The sequence below is a fragment of the Aliiglaciecola lipolytica genome (assembly GCF_018860635.1).
GTDB classification, from domain to species: domain Bacteria; phylum Pseudomonadota; class Gammaproteobacteria; order Enterobacterales; family Alteromonadaceae; genus Aliiglaciecola; species Aliiglaciecola lipolytica_A.
The window spans coordinates 1-16,500 of record NZ_JAHKPT010000010.1 but is presented as its reverse complement, the minus strand read 5'-3'; the positions used below and the strand labels follow the sequence as shown (position 1 = coordinate 16,500).

The 16,500-nt window shown below is 40.2% G+C and carries 15 protein-coding genes; 11 read left to right on the top strand and 4 right to left on the bottom strand.

The genetic code is table 11. The features are described from left to right. Window positions 1-88 precede the first annotated feature (88 nt). From KO530_RS04795 to KO530_RS04785, 3 genes are all read left to right on the top strand, one after another. Entirely contained in the window at window positions 89-472 is a 384-nt protein-coding gene (locus KO530_RS04795; RefSeq protein ID WP_216047273.1) for a DUF2750 domain-containing protein, read from the top strand. A gap of 124 nt (window positions 473-596) precedes the next feature. Beyond that, the gene (locus tag KO530_RS04790; RefSeq protein WP_216047272.1) at window positions 597-2,294 is read left to right on the top strand and encodes an aminotransferase class V-fold PLP-dependent enzyme; all 1,698 of its coding nucleotides are present in this window, start codon (window positions 597-599) and stop codon (window positions 2,292-2,294) included. Window positions 2,295-2,346: 52 nt separating this feature from the next. After that, window positions 2,347-3,903 carry a bifunctional GNAT family N-acetyltransferase/carbon-nitrogen hydrolase family protein gene (locus tag KO530_RS04785; RefSeq protein ID WP_216047271.1) on the top strand — a complete coding sequence of 519 codons (1,557 nt, stop codon included), beginning with the start codon at window positions 2,347-2,349 and terminating at the stop codon, window positions 3,901-3,903. A 23-nt stretch (window positions 3,904-3,926) separates the two neighbouring features. On the opposite strand, the gene KO530_RS04780 is transcribed toward KO530_RS04785, so the two are convergent. After that, window positions 3,927-5,183: a glycosyltransferase gene (locus tag KO530_RS04780; RefSeq protein WP_252728864.1), complete on the bottom strand. Its 1,257-nt coding sequence runs from the start codon at window positions 5,181-5,183 to the stop codon at window positions 3,927-3,929. Window positions 5,184-5,289: 106 nt separating this feature from the next. On the opposite strand from KO530_RS04780, the gene KO530_RS04775 reads away from it, so the two are divergent. Then, on the top strand, window positions 5,290-6,315 hold the full coding sequence (locus tag KO530_RS04775; protein WP_216047270.1) for a 2-dehydropantoate 2-reductase: 1,026 nt from the start codon (window positions 5,290-5,292) through the stop codon (window positions 6,313-6,315). 109 nt (window positions 6,316-6,424) lie between these two features. Continuing rightward, entirely contained in the window at window positions 6,425-7,276 is an 852-nt protein-coding gene (locus KO530_RS04770; protein ID WP_342807978.1) for an HDOD domain-containing protein, read from the top strand. 13 nt (window positions 7,277-7,289) lie between these two features. On the opposite strand, the gene KO530_RS04765 is transcribed toward KO530_RS04770, so the two are convergent. Continuing rightward, complete coding sequence (locus tag KO530_RS04765; protein WP_216047269.1) at window positions 7,290-8,099, bottom strand: acyl-CoA thioesterase; 810 nt, start codon at window positions 8,097-8,099, stop codon at window positions 7,290-7,292. Window positions 8,100-8,357: 258 nt separating this feature from the next. Between KO530_RS04765 and KO530_RS04760 the strand changes: the two genes are divergently transcribed. Beyond that, window positions 8,358-9,683 (top strand): spinster family MFS transporter, encoded by a 1,326-nt coding sequence (locus KO530_RS04760; protein ID WP_216047268.1) that lies wholly within the window; start codon window positions 8,358-8,360, stop codon window positions 9,681-9,683. 106 nt (window positions 9,684-9,789) lie between these two features. Here the strand turns inward: KO530_RS04760 and KO530_RS04755 are convergent, their stop codons facing one another. Continuing rightward, window positions 9,790-10,089, bottom strand: a complete 300-nt coding sequence (locus KO530_RS04755; RefSeq protein ID WP_216047267.1) for a hypothetical protein — start codon at window positions 10,087-10,089, stop codon at window positions 9,790-9,792. Between the two features lie 200 nt (window positions 10,090-10,289). Between KO530_RS04755 and KO530_RS04750 the strand changes: the two genes are divergently transcribed. Then, window positions 10,290-11,102 (top strand): alpha/beta fold hydrolase, encoded by an 813-nt coding sequence (locus KO530_RS04750; RefSeq protein WP_216047266.1) that lies wholly within the window; start codon window positions 10,290-10,292, stop codon window positions 11,100-11,102. Between the two features lie 49 nt (window positions 11,103-11,151). On the opposite strand, the gene glgC is transcribed toward KO530_RS04750, so the two are convergent. After that, window positions 11,152-12,414 (bottom strand): glucose-1-phosphate adenylyltransferase, encoded by a 1,263-nt coding sequence (glgC, locus tag KO530_RS04745; protein ID WP_216047265.1) that lies wholly within the window; start codon window positions 12,412-12,414, stop codon window positions 11,152-11,154. A gap of 229 nt (window positions 12,415-12,643) precedes the next feature. Here glgC and KO530_RS04740 point away from each other — a divergent pair, with 229 nt between their 5' ends. From KO530_RS04740 to KO530_RS04725, 4 genes are all read left to right on the top strand, one after another. After that, entirely contained in the window at window positions 12,644-13,582 is a 939-nt protein-coding gene (locus tag KO530_RS04740; RefSeq protein ID WP_216047264.1) for a GlxA family transcriptional regulator, read from the top strand. A 12-nt stretch (window positions 13,583-13,594) separates the two neighbouring features. Beyond that, entirely contained in the window at window positions 13,595-14,560 is a 966-nt protein-coding gene (locus tag KO530_RS04735; protein WP_216047263.1) for a nucleoside hydrolase, read from the top strand. A gap of 16 nt (window positions 14,561-14,576) precedes the next feature. Further along, the gene (locus tag KO530_RS04730) at window positions 14,577-15,104 is read left to right on the top strand and encodes an SRPBCC family protein (RefSeq protein ID WP_216047262.1); all 528 of its coding nucleotides are present in this window, start codon (window positions 14,577-14,579) and stop codon (window positions 15,102-15,104) included. A gap of 762 nt (window positions 15,105-15,866) precedes the next feature. Next, window positions 15,867-16,475: a hypothetical protein gene (locus tag KO530_RS04725; RefSeq protein WP_216047261.1), complete on the top strand. Its 609-nt coding sequence runs from the start codon at window positions 15,867-15,869 to the stop codon at window positions 16,473-16,475. Window positions 16,476-16,500 lie beyond the last annotated feature (25 nt).

Here is a 16,500-nt window from a genome sequence, read left to right as displayed (position 1 = left end):
AAACTGTGTATTTTGCAAGCTAAATGGCTAAATTTTGTTCATTTGGCTTGCTGTGAATGAATTTTGGCGATGTAAAAAGGAAAACCTGATGCCTGAACTATCTACGGATGAATTTATCACTATTAGTAAATTACAGCCTGAAGCGCGTTTCGATTATGCGTTGTCTAAAATGATAGAAAACAAAGAGTTGTGGGGGCTGTTCGGGGAAAATGGTTGGCTATTGCTGCAAGCTGAAGAAGATGCGTGCATGCCAATTTGGCCCAGTGAATCCTTCGCTAAAGCGTGGGAGAAAAATGATTTTCCTGACTGTAAGCCAAAACAAATACTTTTAGATGATTGGTTACAGCAGTGGTTACCAGGAATGGAAAAAAACGGAACTTTGATACTGGTATTTCCGCTGAGTGAGGATGAAGAGGGCATCATGCTTGAAGCAAAAGAACTGACAGAGTGTTTTGCCGAACTAATGGAATAATCCTATTTGATAATGGCCACATATATATTTCTGTCCAACTAGCATCAATTGCGGACATCACCCACAAAAAATAGTTAGGTGATGTCCAGTCGATTTTACAGATATCAACAGATTAAATGCCCCTATGAAAGATACTTCTCTACGTCATTTGTTTCCATTTTTTCAACATCCAGCGAATGCGGATTTAGTCTATTTTGATAATGCAGCAACTACTCAGAAACCGCAAAACGTGCTGACCAGTATTCAAGATTATTATCTGTTTAAAAATGCCAATGTACATAGGTCGTCATTTTCCTTAGCCAATCAAACCACGGCTGAGTTTGAGGATGCCAGAGGCTATGTTCAGCAGTTCATCGGCGCACAAAAAAAACAGCAAATAGTATTTACCAAAGGCGCAACTGAAAGTATCAACTTGGTTGCTAAATCATTGTCAGAAAGGGACTTTCCCTCTGGTGGACGGATTCTTCTGTCGGCCACAGAACATCACGCCAATATTGTTCCTTGGCAAATCTTAGCAAAAAAGAAAAACTTGCAAATCGACATTATTCCAATTGATGAGCTGGGTGTTTGGGAGCTCGAAAAGGGCCTGGCACTGCTTACCAATAATACGTGTATTGTGGCGCTGGCTTTAGTTTCGAATGCGCTAGGTAGCATTCAGCCTGTTGAGCCCTTTTTACGCAAAGCTAAAGCTGTAAACGCCATTTCTTTAGTCGATGCTGCACAAGCCATCGCCCATCTACCCATTGACGTGAACAACTTAGATTGTGATTTTTTAGTATTCAGTGGTCATAAGGCGTTTGCTCCAACCGGCACGGGCGTACTTTATGGCAAACAGAGTGCACTGGAGAGTCTTCCGGTATTCTTAACCGGCGGAGAGATGGTTAAAAATGTTGAATTCAATACGGCGACTTACCAAGCTAGCCCGTTAAAATTTGAGGCTGGCACACCGCATATTGAAGGCATACTAGCGTTAAAAGAAGCATTACATTTTATTGATGTTAACCGTGCGCAAATCATTCAACACGAAGCCGCTTTAATCAAGTATTTGCTCGACAAAATTCAAAATCTATCCGGGGTGACTATTTATGGCGACCCTGTAAACCGAATTGCTACATTGTCTTTTACTGTGCAAGGTCATGATAGTCAGGACATTGGTATTGTTCTGGCTGAAAAAGGCATTGCGGTTAGAGTAGGGCATCATTGTGCAATGCCATTGATGAAGGCATTGAACATCTTAGGAACCATAAGAGTTTCGTTAAGTTGTTACAATACCTTTGCTGAAATCGACTTTTTTGTGGCCCAGTTAAGCAGCGCTATTCAGCAATTAGGCTTCACAGGTTCAGCAAAATCTGCTGCCTTTGATAAAACCACTGATACTGCCAATCGCCAAGTTGATAATCTGGTGTTGAACATTCCAACACATAATTTGGTGTTGGCGGATAGTATTAAGTCGGCACGGGGATGGGATCAGGTTTTTCGGCAAATTATGTTGGCGGGGAAATCCCTCAAACGCTTATCTGAGGATAAAAAAACAGCTGATTCTGAAGTGTTTGGCTGTGAGTCTCAGGTATGGTTGTTGTGTAAAACCACATCGCCAAATCGCTTAGCATTTGAAGTGGATGCCAGCAGTAAAATAGTCCGTGGCTTGTTAGCGATTATTTTAGAACCCATTCAAAACCAAACGGCTGAATTTGTTTCAGCATTTGATTACAAATTATATTTGTCTGATATACAGTTAGACAAACATCTTAGTGAAACCCGCGGTAACGGTCTTGCTGCGGTAATTGAGAAAATCCAACATTATGCCAATCAAAATAGGTAAATGTTCGATTTAGTTGTGCTTAGCAATTCTAAAGCCTGATGATAGGAAATATATGTCTCAAGAAAATGAAGTCAAATTACTTGCTCGAAATCTAACTGAATCAGATTTTGACGTACTCAAAGTCATAATGAACAAGGTATACCCAAATTTGGGCGGCTCCATCACCAAAAAACGCTATTTGGCGATGTTAAAAATCTTCAGAGACGGGCAAATCTGTATTGAAGATGATGGCAAAGTGGTTGCCGCCGCTTTTTCAGTTATCGTTGATTATGATAAATTTGGTGACGAGCACACCTATGACGAAATTACCGGTAATTCCTATTTAACAACCCATGATCCCAATGGTGATGTGTTGTACGGTATTGAAGTTTTTGTCGATCCTGAATACCGCAACTTGCGACTGGGCAGAAGGCTTTACGAGGCTCGCAAGGAGCTGTGTCAAAGTTTGAATCTGCGCGCCATTATATTAGGTGGACGGATTCCCAATTATAAAAATCATAGTCATGAACTTTCGCCACAAAAATACATAGAAGCAGTAAAGCGCAGAGATCTCTACGATCCGATTTTGACCTTTCAATTGTCGAATGACTTTGAAGTTAAGCGCGTACTACGTGGATACATGCCTGAAGACAAAGAGTCTGAAGGATATGCAACGCTATTAGAGTGGTTCAATATTTATTATGAACCGAAAAAGCGCAAACTGTTTGGTCATCAAAAAGACTCTGTTCGTATTGGCTGTGTGCAATGGCAGATGCGTGAAATGGAAAGTGTCGGGGAGTTGCTGCAACAATTTGAGTACTTTGTGGATGCGTTGTCTGATTACCGTTGCGATGTTGCCCTGTTCCCAGAGTTTTTCAATGCTCCGCTTATGGGGCTTGGCGACCAGAGTTCTTCGATCGAAGCAATTAAACATCTATCTACCTATACCGAAGAAATCGTGAATGCGGTGTCGCATATGGCGGTGAGCTACAACATTAATATTATTGCCGGTTCTATGCCGCTAATTGAAGAGGATTTGTTGTACAACGTAGCCTACATTTGCAAACGAGACGGAACCATAGAGTCTCAATATAAATTGCACCCCACACCTTCTGAGAAAAAAGATTGGGCAATGGAAGGCGGAGATCGCCTTACTTTATTTGAGACAGATTTTGGTCGCATTGGTGTACTTATATGCTATGACGTTGAATTTCCGGAACTTGCACGTTTGCTTAGTGAAGAAGAGATGCAGATTCTATTTGTACCCTTTTGGACAGATACAAAAAATGGCTATCTACGAGTGAAGCGTTGTGCGCAAGCACGTGCTATAGAAAATGAATGTTATGTGGCTATCGCCGGCAGTATCGGAAACTTGCCCAAAGTGGACAACGTGGATATTCAGTACGGACAAACAGCGGTATTTTCTCCGTCTGACTTTGCATTCCCCCATGATGCAGTGATGGCCGAAACCACGCCAAATACCGAAATGACGTTAATCGTTGACGTGGATTTGGATAAATTACAAATTTTACAAAATACTGGCTCAGTGCGTAACTTTTTAGATAAAAGACGAGACCTTTATCGGATTGAATGGTTGGGTGAAAAAAGCATCGTCAAACAGGTCAAATAACTCAGTCGATTATAGTTCATAGGTCACTTTGGATTGGCGTTTTTCGCTTCTATCCATTGTGACATATATTGGGTACTTTTATGGGAATGGTGTTGTAACATCATCCCAGTAAAATTATCTAATCTGAGTTGTGCCAGATGTGTCAGGCAGTAGTCGACTCTTTCTAGTAACTGCTGTTGGATCACTAGCAAATTGAAACGTTGCGCGAGTAATTGATATCCATAGTCAGAAGCAAGTTGCCATTGTTTGGCATCTTGATATAAAGCAACGGCTTGATCCGCTATCTCTTGCGGATCATCTGCAATCGCCCCTGGCCACATTGAAGAGTCATTCATCCCTTGACTCCCAATGCTGGTTGTCACTGATGGTGTGCCTGTCCACATGGCATCAGCTAACTTGCCTTTCAAACCCGCACCGAAACGCAGTGGCGCTATGCACACTCTGCTTTGTTGCAATACTGAAAACGCATCTTCGGCCCATCCATCCACATAAAAGCCGCTCTTTGGGTTGTGTAAATCAGTGGCTTTAGGTGGCGGATATGCACCGTAGACATGTAACTGGGCAGACGGAATTTGTTTGCGAATTAATGGCCAAATTGTTTGCTTAAGATATAAAACCGCATCCCAATTTGGCGCGTGACGAAAATTTCCAATGCTTACGAAATGTTGTCGCTGGCTAAACTCGACCGGAGATCTCTTCAGTTGTTTAATATCCAGCATAAAAGGACAATAATGCAATAACGCTGAAGGCACGCTAAATTGCTGTTGCAAAACATTCATTTCATACTCTGAAATAATCAAACTTAGGTCACATCGATATATCGCGGCAATTTCACGCATCGCCATATCACTTTTTAAATCTGATTCAGATACTTGCCGCGATTGTTTATGGGCTTTATGACGGGCATCACGTAAAAAGTGTAAATCCTCTGTATCCAAAATACGCAATGCATTGGGACAATTTTGCGCAACACGCCAAGAGAATTGTTCTTCCATCATAAAACGGTCAAATAGAACGATTTGCGGATTTAAGTTGGCAACAAACTGATCAAAAGAGCTGTGATTTAACTCGATGCTGGCTTCTTCAATCCCCAATTCAGTTAGATCGATCTTGTGTTCAGTCTGAATTGCAGGACTTGCAAAGCACACTTGATAACCGGCAGCTATAAATGACTTTAATAAGCTCAACATGTGTTTTCCTGCAGCAGAAGAGTTTGGTTCTGGCCACACGTAACCAATGGCCAATAGCTGTTTAGGTAATTTTTCTGCTTGCTGAGTCATCTAAGTATCAATTTTGGGCATGTCAATGGAGGTCGTGGATGATAACCCTATGCAGTAAAGTGGGAAAGACTTAAGATAGCTTAAAGTTTAAATAATGGAACATATAATGGCGAAACATTTAGTCTTTGGAGCTGGACTTATTGGCAGCTACTTAGGCGCTAGTTTACTGCACAAAAACCAAAATGTGACGTTTTTGGCTCGATCACACAGCGTAAACAAATTATCTAAAGGAATCATTTTAACGGACTATTTAGAGCACCGGGTGGAAGTTAACAACCTTACATTCTTATTACCTGATTCAGAAACAGAGCATAGTTTTGATATTATCTGGTTAACCGTAAAATGCACCGCTGTGGAGGACTCTTTAGCGCAATTGCAATTACTGGTTAATCATCAGACAACCATTATCTGCTGTCAAAATGGCTTGGGATCAGAGAGCGTGATTAAAACAGCCTTTCCTAATAACCGAGTGTTAAGAGCTATGGTGCCGTTCAATGTGGTGGAGATAGCCGATGGCCATTTTCATCGAGGGTCAGAAGGCAGATTGACTATTGAAAGCTGTATTGATGATCGCAACTTTACTGAGCAATTAATTGCCAGTATAGATTCGCCGATTTTAGCGTTTTCTATGTGTACTCAAATGACTTGGTTATTATGGGCCAAGTTACAATTAAATTTAGGGAATAGTGTCAATGCATTAGCCAATATTCCAGTGAAACACATGTTGCAACAGCGAAAATATAGATTGGTTATAGCGCAAATGATGCGTGAATTACTTTTGGTTACCGATGCAAAAGGGATAGTGTTACCTAAAGTGACCTCCGTTTCTGCCCATTCTCTACCCTTTGTTTTGAGTTTACCGGATTTTATATTCAAAATAGTTGCTAATCGCATGTTAGCTATTGATGAAAATGTCAGAACATCAATGTGGTGGGATATCTCAAATGGAAAGCAAACGGAAATTGATTATTTAAATGGGGCAATAGTTGAGGAAGGGGCCAAATTAGGAATTGCCGCGCCAGTGAATAAAAAGGTAATAGGACTGATCTACCAGTTAACTAACAATCCACAAACGATAACAGAATCAATGTCGGCGGTAGAGTTGTACAATACAACCATGAAATCATGCTAAATTGGTTTTGGGATTATTTTTATCCTAAATTGTGAATAATAGTTCCACCTTTTAGGCAAATTTTGTTAAGTTAACTACACTAGTTACCATAAGGTTTAACGGAGTTTTAATGATGCACGCGTTGGATTATGCTTCTGAAGCAAAAGACATTTTTGTATTACCTGATTCAGTGCTTCAGATAAAAAGACTGATCGATGATGACGCTAGTGGTATGGATGACATTGCTAGCGTGATAAATTTCGACCCTGCGTTAACAGTACAAATTTTAAAAATAGCCAATAGTGCACTTTACAAATTTCCTAATAAAATCGAAACAGTGTCTAAAGCCATTCAAGTCATTGGTACTAACTCCGTTTATGACTTAGTGGTTGCGTGCAGTATATGCCGAACCTTTACACAGTTAGATTCTTCGGTGATTGATTTAGAGCGTTTTTGGGAAAATGCTGTTTGTTGCGCTTTGTTATGTAAGTATTTTGCAGAACGTAAAAAACTGAAAGAGTCTGAAAGATTATTTGTTTCTGGTCTACTACATAATGTGGGTGAGCTGGTTATGGTCAGATTCAACCCCGAAATTGCTAAAAAGTGCGCGCAAATTAACGAAACTGAAACCCCACTTGAGCTACAGTTAAAGTTATTAGGCGGTGCAACTTACGCGGATATTGGCTCTACACTAGTAAGAATGTGGGGAATACCCGATGCGATCGTTACGCCCATCAGTAAACAGCACTACAGCCAACATGAAGTCTCGGATGTTGAACAGCAAATTATGCAATTAAGCTATATTCTGGCTCTCGATAATTGTAATCCAGAAATTTATTCTGGACACGCTAACCTCGAAGTTGAGTTATATGAAAACTTAGGTTTAGAAGATAGTGACTTAGATGCTGCTTTAAGCCATGTGGGTATGCAGAGTCTTAGCGTCCTTGCTATGTTTAGTCCTGCGTCTGCGGCTATTGTGTGAGCGGCTTAAATCTTTAGTCGAAAATACCCACTGTTTGGCGACTAATGGCAATTAACTGGCCGCTTTGATCCCATACATTCCCTTCAGTATGAGCATAACCGTCTGCCGCTTGTCTGGTGATGGCTTTAAAAGCAAACCAATCCGCAGGTGAAAAATCTTGATGTGGATGAATGAATTCAATGTTCCAACTCATTGTGCTTGATGGCGCAGGTAACCGGAGCATTTGCAGGATAGTCGGCGGCCACGCATCAATCAAACTGATTAAGTGCGCATCGGTTATTTCTACAGGCGGTTTTTTGAATCGCATCCAGCCGCTAATTTCGCTTTTTTTGCTGCCCATAAATGGCATTCTGCCTTCCACAATTGACAGATCATAAAAACGCATAAACTTAGGTGTTATCTTAGGAATCTGCGGTAAAAACATGCCTTTTTTGGGAATTTCCATAGTGTGGGTATCGTTGTTTTTCACAACTATTTTTGAGGTTCTGGCTACTCCAAAACAGACTTGGCAAGTCACGCAAGTTTTTCCATCTTGGACAATTCGACCTAATGCTTGTGTCGCATTTTTACCCTGACGTAAAATTTCAACAACTATTTCGAAAGTCGTATCCACAAGTAAAGGACCAACAAAATTGCAATTAAAGGAGCGCATAACTCTGTCATCGTCAATTTTTACCTTTATCGCTGCATAAAGTATAGATGCGGATAATCCTCCAAATACAGTGCGTCCTTGACCCCATTCCTTTGGAATGGTCATTGTTGGTTGTTTGTTAGCATCTAGGCTGTGCTCTTTGGCCTGCGCTAATAACTCATCTAATGTCATATATTTGATCCCCTAAAAGAGATGCTTTTATAACTGTAAGCTGGTCGGATGTCCAGTTGGGTTTTGAATCATTTTACCGATCATGATGTAACCCAGAGGTGATTTAAAGTTTCTCTTGTTCGAAGCTCGCGAATCAACTGATCTATCAATCTCTATGATGATAATTATTTTATTTACAAATAGTTAACAGGTTTACTTGTTATTTTTAACGAATGGTCATTAGTATGAATACAGTTTGAATGATAACTGGGAGTTTACATGTCGAATAACGCTAAAAATGGTCCTGACGTAGTTGCGTCGCAAGAGCCTGTCAGCAACAAATACAGAATGTATGTTTTGGTCATATTGACCTTAGTTTATGCGTTTAACTTTATCGATAGACAAATTATCGGTATTTTATCTCCGATGATAAAAGCCGATCTGGGATTAGATGATGCGCAGTTAGGTTGGTTGAAAGGAATTTATTTTGCTTTGTTGTATACGTTTGTCGGGATTCCAATTGCATGGTTGGCCGATAAATATAGCCGAGTGAATATAGTTGCAATTTCTTTGACCCTTTGGAGCGGGTTTACCGCATTGTCTGGTCTTGCAACCAGTTACTTTCAACTTGCATTGGCACGCATAGGGGTTGGGATTGGCGAGGCGGGCGGTAGTCCTCCTTCACACTCTATGATCTCTGATTTATTTCCTAAGGATAAACGTGCAGGTGCCCTAGCGTTCTATTCATTGGGGATTCCTTTTGGTGTTATGTTGGCGTTTTTTGCTACTGCCTTTCTTATCAAAGGGGGAAGTGCGGATTGGCGTTTAGTTATGATCAGTGTGGGCTTGCCAGGGGTTGTATTGGCGTTACTGCTGAAGTTTACGGTTAAAGAACCGGTACGCGGAGGAGATAACAGTAATGCAGATATGCAGACTGTGCCATTTAAACAGGCTATTAAAACCTTGCTCACTATCCCTTCGTGGTGGGGGATGTGTATTGGTATTTCTTTTGGGTCTTTTGGCAATTACGCAATTTCTACGTGGATAATCGATTTTTTTGTTCGCGCACATCCTGATTTCAGTTTCTTTAATTTACTTATTTTTATGGGTATCAGTAATGGTACTGCCTACGCTGCGGGAGTTTGGCTTGGTGGAGCATTAGTTGATAAATTAGGTAAGAAAAGTAAAAAAGCTTACGGTTTAGTGCCCGCTGGCATGTTGCTGATTGGAACGCCCGCATTGTTTATGGCATTGCAGGTTGGCAGTCCAATCTTGTCACTCATTTTATTGACCGTATTACTGTTTACAAGTGGAGCATATCTGGGGCCATCATTTGCCTTAGCGCAAACATTAGCACCAGTAAGAGTAAGGGCAATGTCAACAGCATTATTCTTCTTTGTGCTGAATATTATAGCGTTAGGCGGAGGACCAACGTTTATTGGTATTCTTAGTAACATGTTGAGTGAGTCACATGGTGAAGTGGAATCCTTAAGGTTGGCACTGAGTTGGTTAGTTGTCCCTTATCTTTTATCTATTTTGGCATTTTATTGGACTTCAAGACGAGTCAATAGAGATTGGGAAAATGCCGAGCAAAGAAACGGATAAAAAAATGCCGCTCCGGGGAGGAGCGGCTATTACCATCAAGGGATGGGAAAGTACCACTAAGTATCAAAGGAAATGGTTAGTTTCTAAATTGGATAGTCCAATTCGGTTAATCAGTTGAACTTGCAAGCTGGTTGTCGACTGATTTAGACGACAATATTTTAACTTGTTCTAAAGTTGTGGGTTCTAGCAGCTGTTTGCCATTACAGGTTGTCACAGCAAAGTGTTGTGACAATAATGCAAAGCTATTATCCGTAGCGGTTGATTGTGTTGCTTTAACCGCTAATTTCTGATTGTTTGCTTGTTTACAAACCGTTTCCATAGAAACGCTAATTGATGCATTTGCAAAAGTAGTGATACCTAAACTTGCAATGCTGGTTAACAAAAGAAGTTTTACTTGTGCCTTCATTTTGACCTCAATTAATTTGGTTTGTTTTTTAACGTGGGTTGAGTTTGGTACAGTGGAGCGCACAAATAAATCTGCTTAGTAATACTTAGGTATTTAAAGTGATACCTTAAGTTCTTAGTATAAAGTGGTGAAAAACAGAAATGATAGTTGTCTACAAAATGGCAATTTCGACTTAAATTAAAATGAAAGCTAATATAAACATGAAAACGAATTCTAAAATACATTTTGCCCATGCTAATGGCTTTCCCGCTGGAAGTTATCGTGTTTTGTTGGACTCTCTTAGTAGCCAACATCAGGTGATTGCGATAGATAAATTGGCCCATAATCCCAATTTTCCGGTTGATTTTGGTTGGCAAAACCAGGTCGCTGAGCTCGTCGAATTTTTGCATGAAAAGCAGGCTGAACCCTGTTATTTAGTTGGCCATTCGTTTGGTGCAGTAGTGTCATTTTTAACTGCTTGCCAGCATCCGAAACTGGTTAAAGGACTGGTGTTACTTGACCCTCCGCTAATTACTGGCTTGACTAGCCTATTATTTAAAAGTGTACGTAGATTGGGTCTTGCTGACAGATTATCACCAGCTAAACAAGCAATGAATAGATGCACTACCTGGTCTAAAGATACGGATGTTGAGAGTTACTTTAAAGGCAAAGCATTATTTAAAGATATGCATCCAGAATGCATTGCCGATTACGTGAGTTCTGCCGTTAAAGAAACGCCGGACGCGTTTAAATTGGATTTTGATCATCGTATTGAAGCGAATATTTTTAGAACAATTCCATTGAATATGGGTCGTTACAAATTACCTGAAAACTTGCCAGCAATGATTATTACCGGAGAAAAAACCAAAGTGTGTAAGGAGAGGTTAATTGCGCCCTTTATTAAAAAGAACAAACTTGAACACTTAGTAGTGAAAGAAGGGGGGCATATGTTTCCCCTTGAGCAACCAAATTTGGTTGCTGAGTTGATAAACCAAAAAATTGCTCAGTGGGAGTCGATGAAAGAAGTAGTTTGAGTATCAAGTATTCAAAACAATATACCCAAACTACTTAAATGCAGTGAGATTAATATCCGACTGGTAAGCCTAGCATTTCTCGAGTAACCAAGGTCACGCCTTTCTCGGTGACTCGGAAACCTCGTGCTTCGTCATCCTGACGGCTATGTCCGATAACCATTCCTTCAGGAATAATACAACCTCTGTCAATGATTGCACGGCGTATTCTACAATGACGTTTTATTTCCACATCAGGCAAAATAACCGACTCATCAACAACACTATAGGAGTGAACACGAACATTGGAGAAACAGACGCTCTTACGGACTGTTGCACCGGATATTATGCATCCTCCAGAGACCACTGAGTTGATTGCAGCACCACGGCGGTTGTCTTCTTCCCAAACAAATTTAGCGGGAGGAAGTTGCTCTTGATAAGTCCATATCGGCCAGCGCTTATCATACAAATTTAGTGCTGGTACAGGTTGTACCAACTCCATATTAGCATTCCAAAATGAATCTAGTGTACCCACATCACGCCAATACACTTCACGTTGGTCGACTTCATCAAAGGCATACGCATAAACCAGTTGATCTTTAATGATGTCTGGAATTATGTCTTTACCAAAGTCACGATCTGACTCTGATTTTTCGGAATCACGTTTTAGTTGCTCGAATAAAAACTCGGTGTCAAATACGTAATTACCCATAGAGGCTAAACACATATCTGGATTACCTGGAAGAGGTGTAGGGTTTTCTGGCTTTTCTTCAAAACCTATAATTCGCATTGATTCGTCAACTGACATAACACCAAACTGACCTGCGGCTTCTTCTATAGGAACTGGCATACAACACACTGTCATTTTTGCACCAGATTCTGCATGGCGAGCAAGCAAAGTACCATAATCCATGCGATAGATATGATCGCCTGATAAGACCATTACATATTTAGGTAATTCGTTACGAATAATATCAATATTTTGGAATACCGCATCTGCAGTTCCTTGATACCAATTATCAGAAGAACGTTGTGATGCTGGCAATATTTCTACTGACTCACCCAGTTCTTTTTTAAAGTGTCCCCAACCTCTAACCAGGTGGCGTATTAATGAGTGAGATTTATACTGAGTAACCACTCCAACTCGGCGTATGCCAGAATTAATACAATTGGAAAGAGGGAAGTCGATAATTCGAAATTTACCACCAAAATACAAGGCAGGTTTGGCTCGCCATGTAGTCAGTTCATGCAACCTAGAACCGCGGCCGCCAGCTAAAATTAGAGCATAAGTATCACGAGTTAAATTACTAATATAACGGGGGTTCTGTCCTTCCATATAATTACTTCCTCAAACAATTTATAATAATGTTGGATCAAGGCGAACGACGGCTCAAACAGCTACCTTGATGTAACGAGTTTGGCACGTACTTTCGGCAAAAACAATTTGATTTGTTAAAATTTTATTAAAGATATTTTCATTAACCCAATCTTAGGGTGGCAAAATAGATATTATTCGCTAATATTAAGCCAGTTTTAATTGTTGCAGCGTCGAATAGGAATCGAAAATGCATCATATGGCGATTTTAGTCACCGACAATTTTCCGGTGTTTGAATTAGGTTGTGCACTGGAAGTGTTTAGTTTGCCTAGACAAGAAATATCGCCATGGTACAAATGCGATGTTATAAGTTTTGACGGCAAACTGCTAACTTCTTCTACCGGATTGTTGATGCAGGTCAACGAAGTAACTGAATTACTGCATTACGACATTTTGTTGATTCCTGGTTGGGATACCGATTCCCGCAAAATTAAATTGGCACTGGCAGAACAAATAGTAGCATTCCACAGTTTAAATAAACGCATAATTACATTTTGTTCTGGTGCTTTTTTGCCAGCACAATTGGGTTTGCTTAATCATTGTAAAGCCACCACTCATTGGCGTTATGCTGAACTTTTTAAACAACGATTTCCTATGGTGGAGTATGTGGATAACGTACTTTATACCCAGCAAGATAATGTCTACTGCGCTGCAGGAAGCGCTGCCGGATTAGATTTATCGTTAGAAATTGTGCGCCAAGACTATGGACATGAGGTAGCCAATATAGTGGCTAGACGACTGGTTATCTCTCCTCATCGAGCTGGTGGGCAGGCACAATTTGTTGAAACTCCGATGCCGCAAAAACACCATAAGTTTGCGAAAACCTTACAGTGGTCAATTAAAAAGTTAAATACTATTTCTAAAGTAGATGATTTAGCTCGACATGCAAATATGTCCCGTCGCAGCTTTGATCGTCATTTTAAAGCGTCTGTAGGAATGCCGCCAAAAGAATGGTTAAATCAACAGCGAATCAGATTAGCTAAAGAATTATTGGAGCATGATCGTCTATCCATGGATGAACTTGCTTCTCGAGTTGGGTTTGATAATACCGTTACTTTACGATTCAACTTCCATAAATTTGTTGGTATTTCCCCAAGCGAGTACCAACAACAGTTTTATCAAGGTTAGTAAGAGAAATTAATGCCATTACAAAATCAACAAAATACCCTCATAGAAAAACAAAAAGTCATATTCGATCACGATGGAGGAGTGGACGATTTATTATCGTTAATGCTGCTATTAACAATGGATCATATCGATTTGTTGGCGGTAACAGTGACCCCAGCAGATTGTTATTTATCTGATGCCACGCTATCAACGTTAAAAATCCTATCTAAGTTTAATCGTTCTGATGTGCCTGTTGGTCAAGGGCAATTACACGGTGAAAATGCCTTTCCGGCGGACTGGCGCGCGCAACCCAAAATATGTAACGTGCTACCGGACATGTTGGCGCAACCCTATGACAAAAAGCAAATTTCGGATCTGAGCGCAGAAGAGTTGATCAACAAATGTTTAACTGATCAGCAAAATGTAAGTGTATTAATGACAGGCCCGTGTACCAACTTAGTTGCTGCATTTGAAAAACAGCCTGAATTAAAGAGTAAGATTAAAGACGTTATCTGGATGGGGGGAGCGGTGGATGTACCTGGAAATGTAGCCATGTACAACCACGATAAAAGTGCTGAATGGAATGCTTATTGGGATCCTGTCGCAAGCCAAAAACTGTTCGCTTCAGGTTTAAAGATTAAACTCATCGGTTTGGATGCCACTAATTGTTTGCCCGTTAATATTGATTTTTTGGGGCAGTTAGCCGAACAAAAAAACTATCCTATATCGAGTTTGGCTTGTCAGTTTTGGGCAACCACTATCAATACCATTCCTAGCTATGAATTTACCTATTTTATGTGGGATGTATTAGCAACCAGTGTATTAGCCCTGCAAAACGGTGAAATAGAATTTGAATCTGTAAAATTAAATGTCGCTACAAACGAACCTAATGCTGGGCAAACATACCGAGATCCAGAGCAAGGGTTTGATATCGACGTGGCATTCAATGTCGATAAGGATGCTGTTCTAAACTATATATTAAAACAATTTAGATGTTGATCTAGGAGAACCTCACATGGCAGCCCTCAAAAAAATCGTATTCGCAATTTTAATACTACTTACTCTGTTTATTGTATTTGGGTACTTTCTGCCATCTGAGTATCGAGTTCAACGGAGTATTACAATTAACGCCTCGGCGGATAACATTTATCCGCAAGTGGCGGATCTTAAACAATGGCGCAATTGGGGTGTCTGGTATCAACGAGATCCCGATATGCAAGTAGAGTTTTCAGGCGATAGTGCATCCATAGGCATGCAATCTTCTTGGCAAAGTGTGTCAGAGGGCGATGGTATCATGACAATTTCTGCTTTAGAGCCAAGCCAAAGTGTCACCTATGAACTCTACTTTTCTGCCTTTGATATGACATCCCAAGGGCAATTAACCTTTCAAGAAAGCAATGGCCAAACATTAGTCACTTGGATTGGTACCGGTGATGTTGGGTTAAACCCTATTAACCGCTATTTTGCACTCGCCATGGACTCGTTAATTGGCCCAGACCTTCAACAAGGCTTGGAGAACTTAAAAGGTATTATGGAAGATTAGCGTTCAACATCTAAATTGAGTGAAGTAGTGGTGACGACAAGTAGAATGTTTTGTGCCTAAAGTAAAGTCAGGTTGCCAACTAATAGACTGTATTATTCGCTTTTAAGTTGTATGCTTTGGTCGGCTAAGTCGACATATGCAGACATTCAAACTTTTAGTAAATCAATGTCACCGCCACACCGATTATTGTGATTATATACAGATTTAGCTTCGAAGCCGTAACTATGCAAGATCACTGGTAATTGCCGTACTTTCACAGTGGGAAAAGTAGAAATCTGAAAAAACCTATATGTTGTAATAAGTTACCCTCTGTGATTAAAATAGGTTAAATTTATATACGGCAAAAGCCAGTGTTTAAACACGGACTTTTGCGACTTAATAATATTGTTAGAAGGCGCTAGTTTAAGGTGCATAGTTGTTTTGAAATCACATGAAATGACTACATCATTTCTTTTTTCTTCTAGGTGGTTTTAAACACACAAAGTGGTTAGTCATTAAAGGTTGTTTGAACTGTTTAGTAGTTTCAGGCTATCTTTAAACAAGGTAATTGCAGGGGTTATTATCTGGTGGTTGTATTAGGTAATAGTGTTATTCAACAGACAAAGGATGTTTATAGCATGTGTATTGCGCCGTCTAACAAAGCAAATCAAGTAAGCTCCTTCGTCGCCGGACGCAAACTCGCTGGCTGGAGCTCATTCTTCGCCAAGTATAGCCAGCAAGCCTGCGCCGCTTATTTGAAGCGTTAGGCAAAAGGAGGCTGCTATGACTGATGACACAATTAAAAAATTGAAAAATTGTTGTGCGTGTAAAAGTGAAATCCCAAATGGCGCTACTTTGTGTAAGGAGTGCGGAACTCATCAAAATTGGAAACGTCACTTTAATTTTAGTTCGGTCGCACTATCCCTCATAGTCGCACTGCTTTCAGTTTCAACCACCTTTTTTACCGTTGTTTCAAGTTCAGTTAAAACAGAATCTAAAACTAGGGTTATTGATATAAGTCGCAACTTATCAGAATTTATTGTTTATGCAGATAATTCAGGTGATAAGTCTTCTAGGTTTGGTGATATTAAAGTATATATAACTCCCAAAGGCTCATCTGATAAGAGTGCATTCATAGCCCCCGTTCCACGAGACATAGGTGTTTTTCTTAAGCCAGGACAAAGCAAGCCGTTCACCATTTCTATTGAAGATCAATTACGTAAATTTCTTGGTGAAAGAGCAAACAAAGCCGTCTATGAGTTTCTCGCATCAGCAAATTGTAGTTATGTAATCGAGATAATAGAATCGGATAAAGTAAAGCCTGCTCTTTTTAAGTTTGAAAAACCTTGTGCTAGCCCTTATCGGAAAATTGAAGGTAATTACAACGGTTAATTTTGCCTAACACATATGAGCCTCC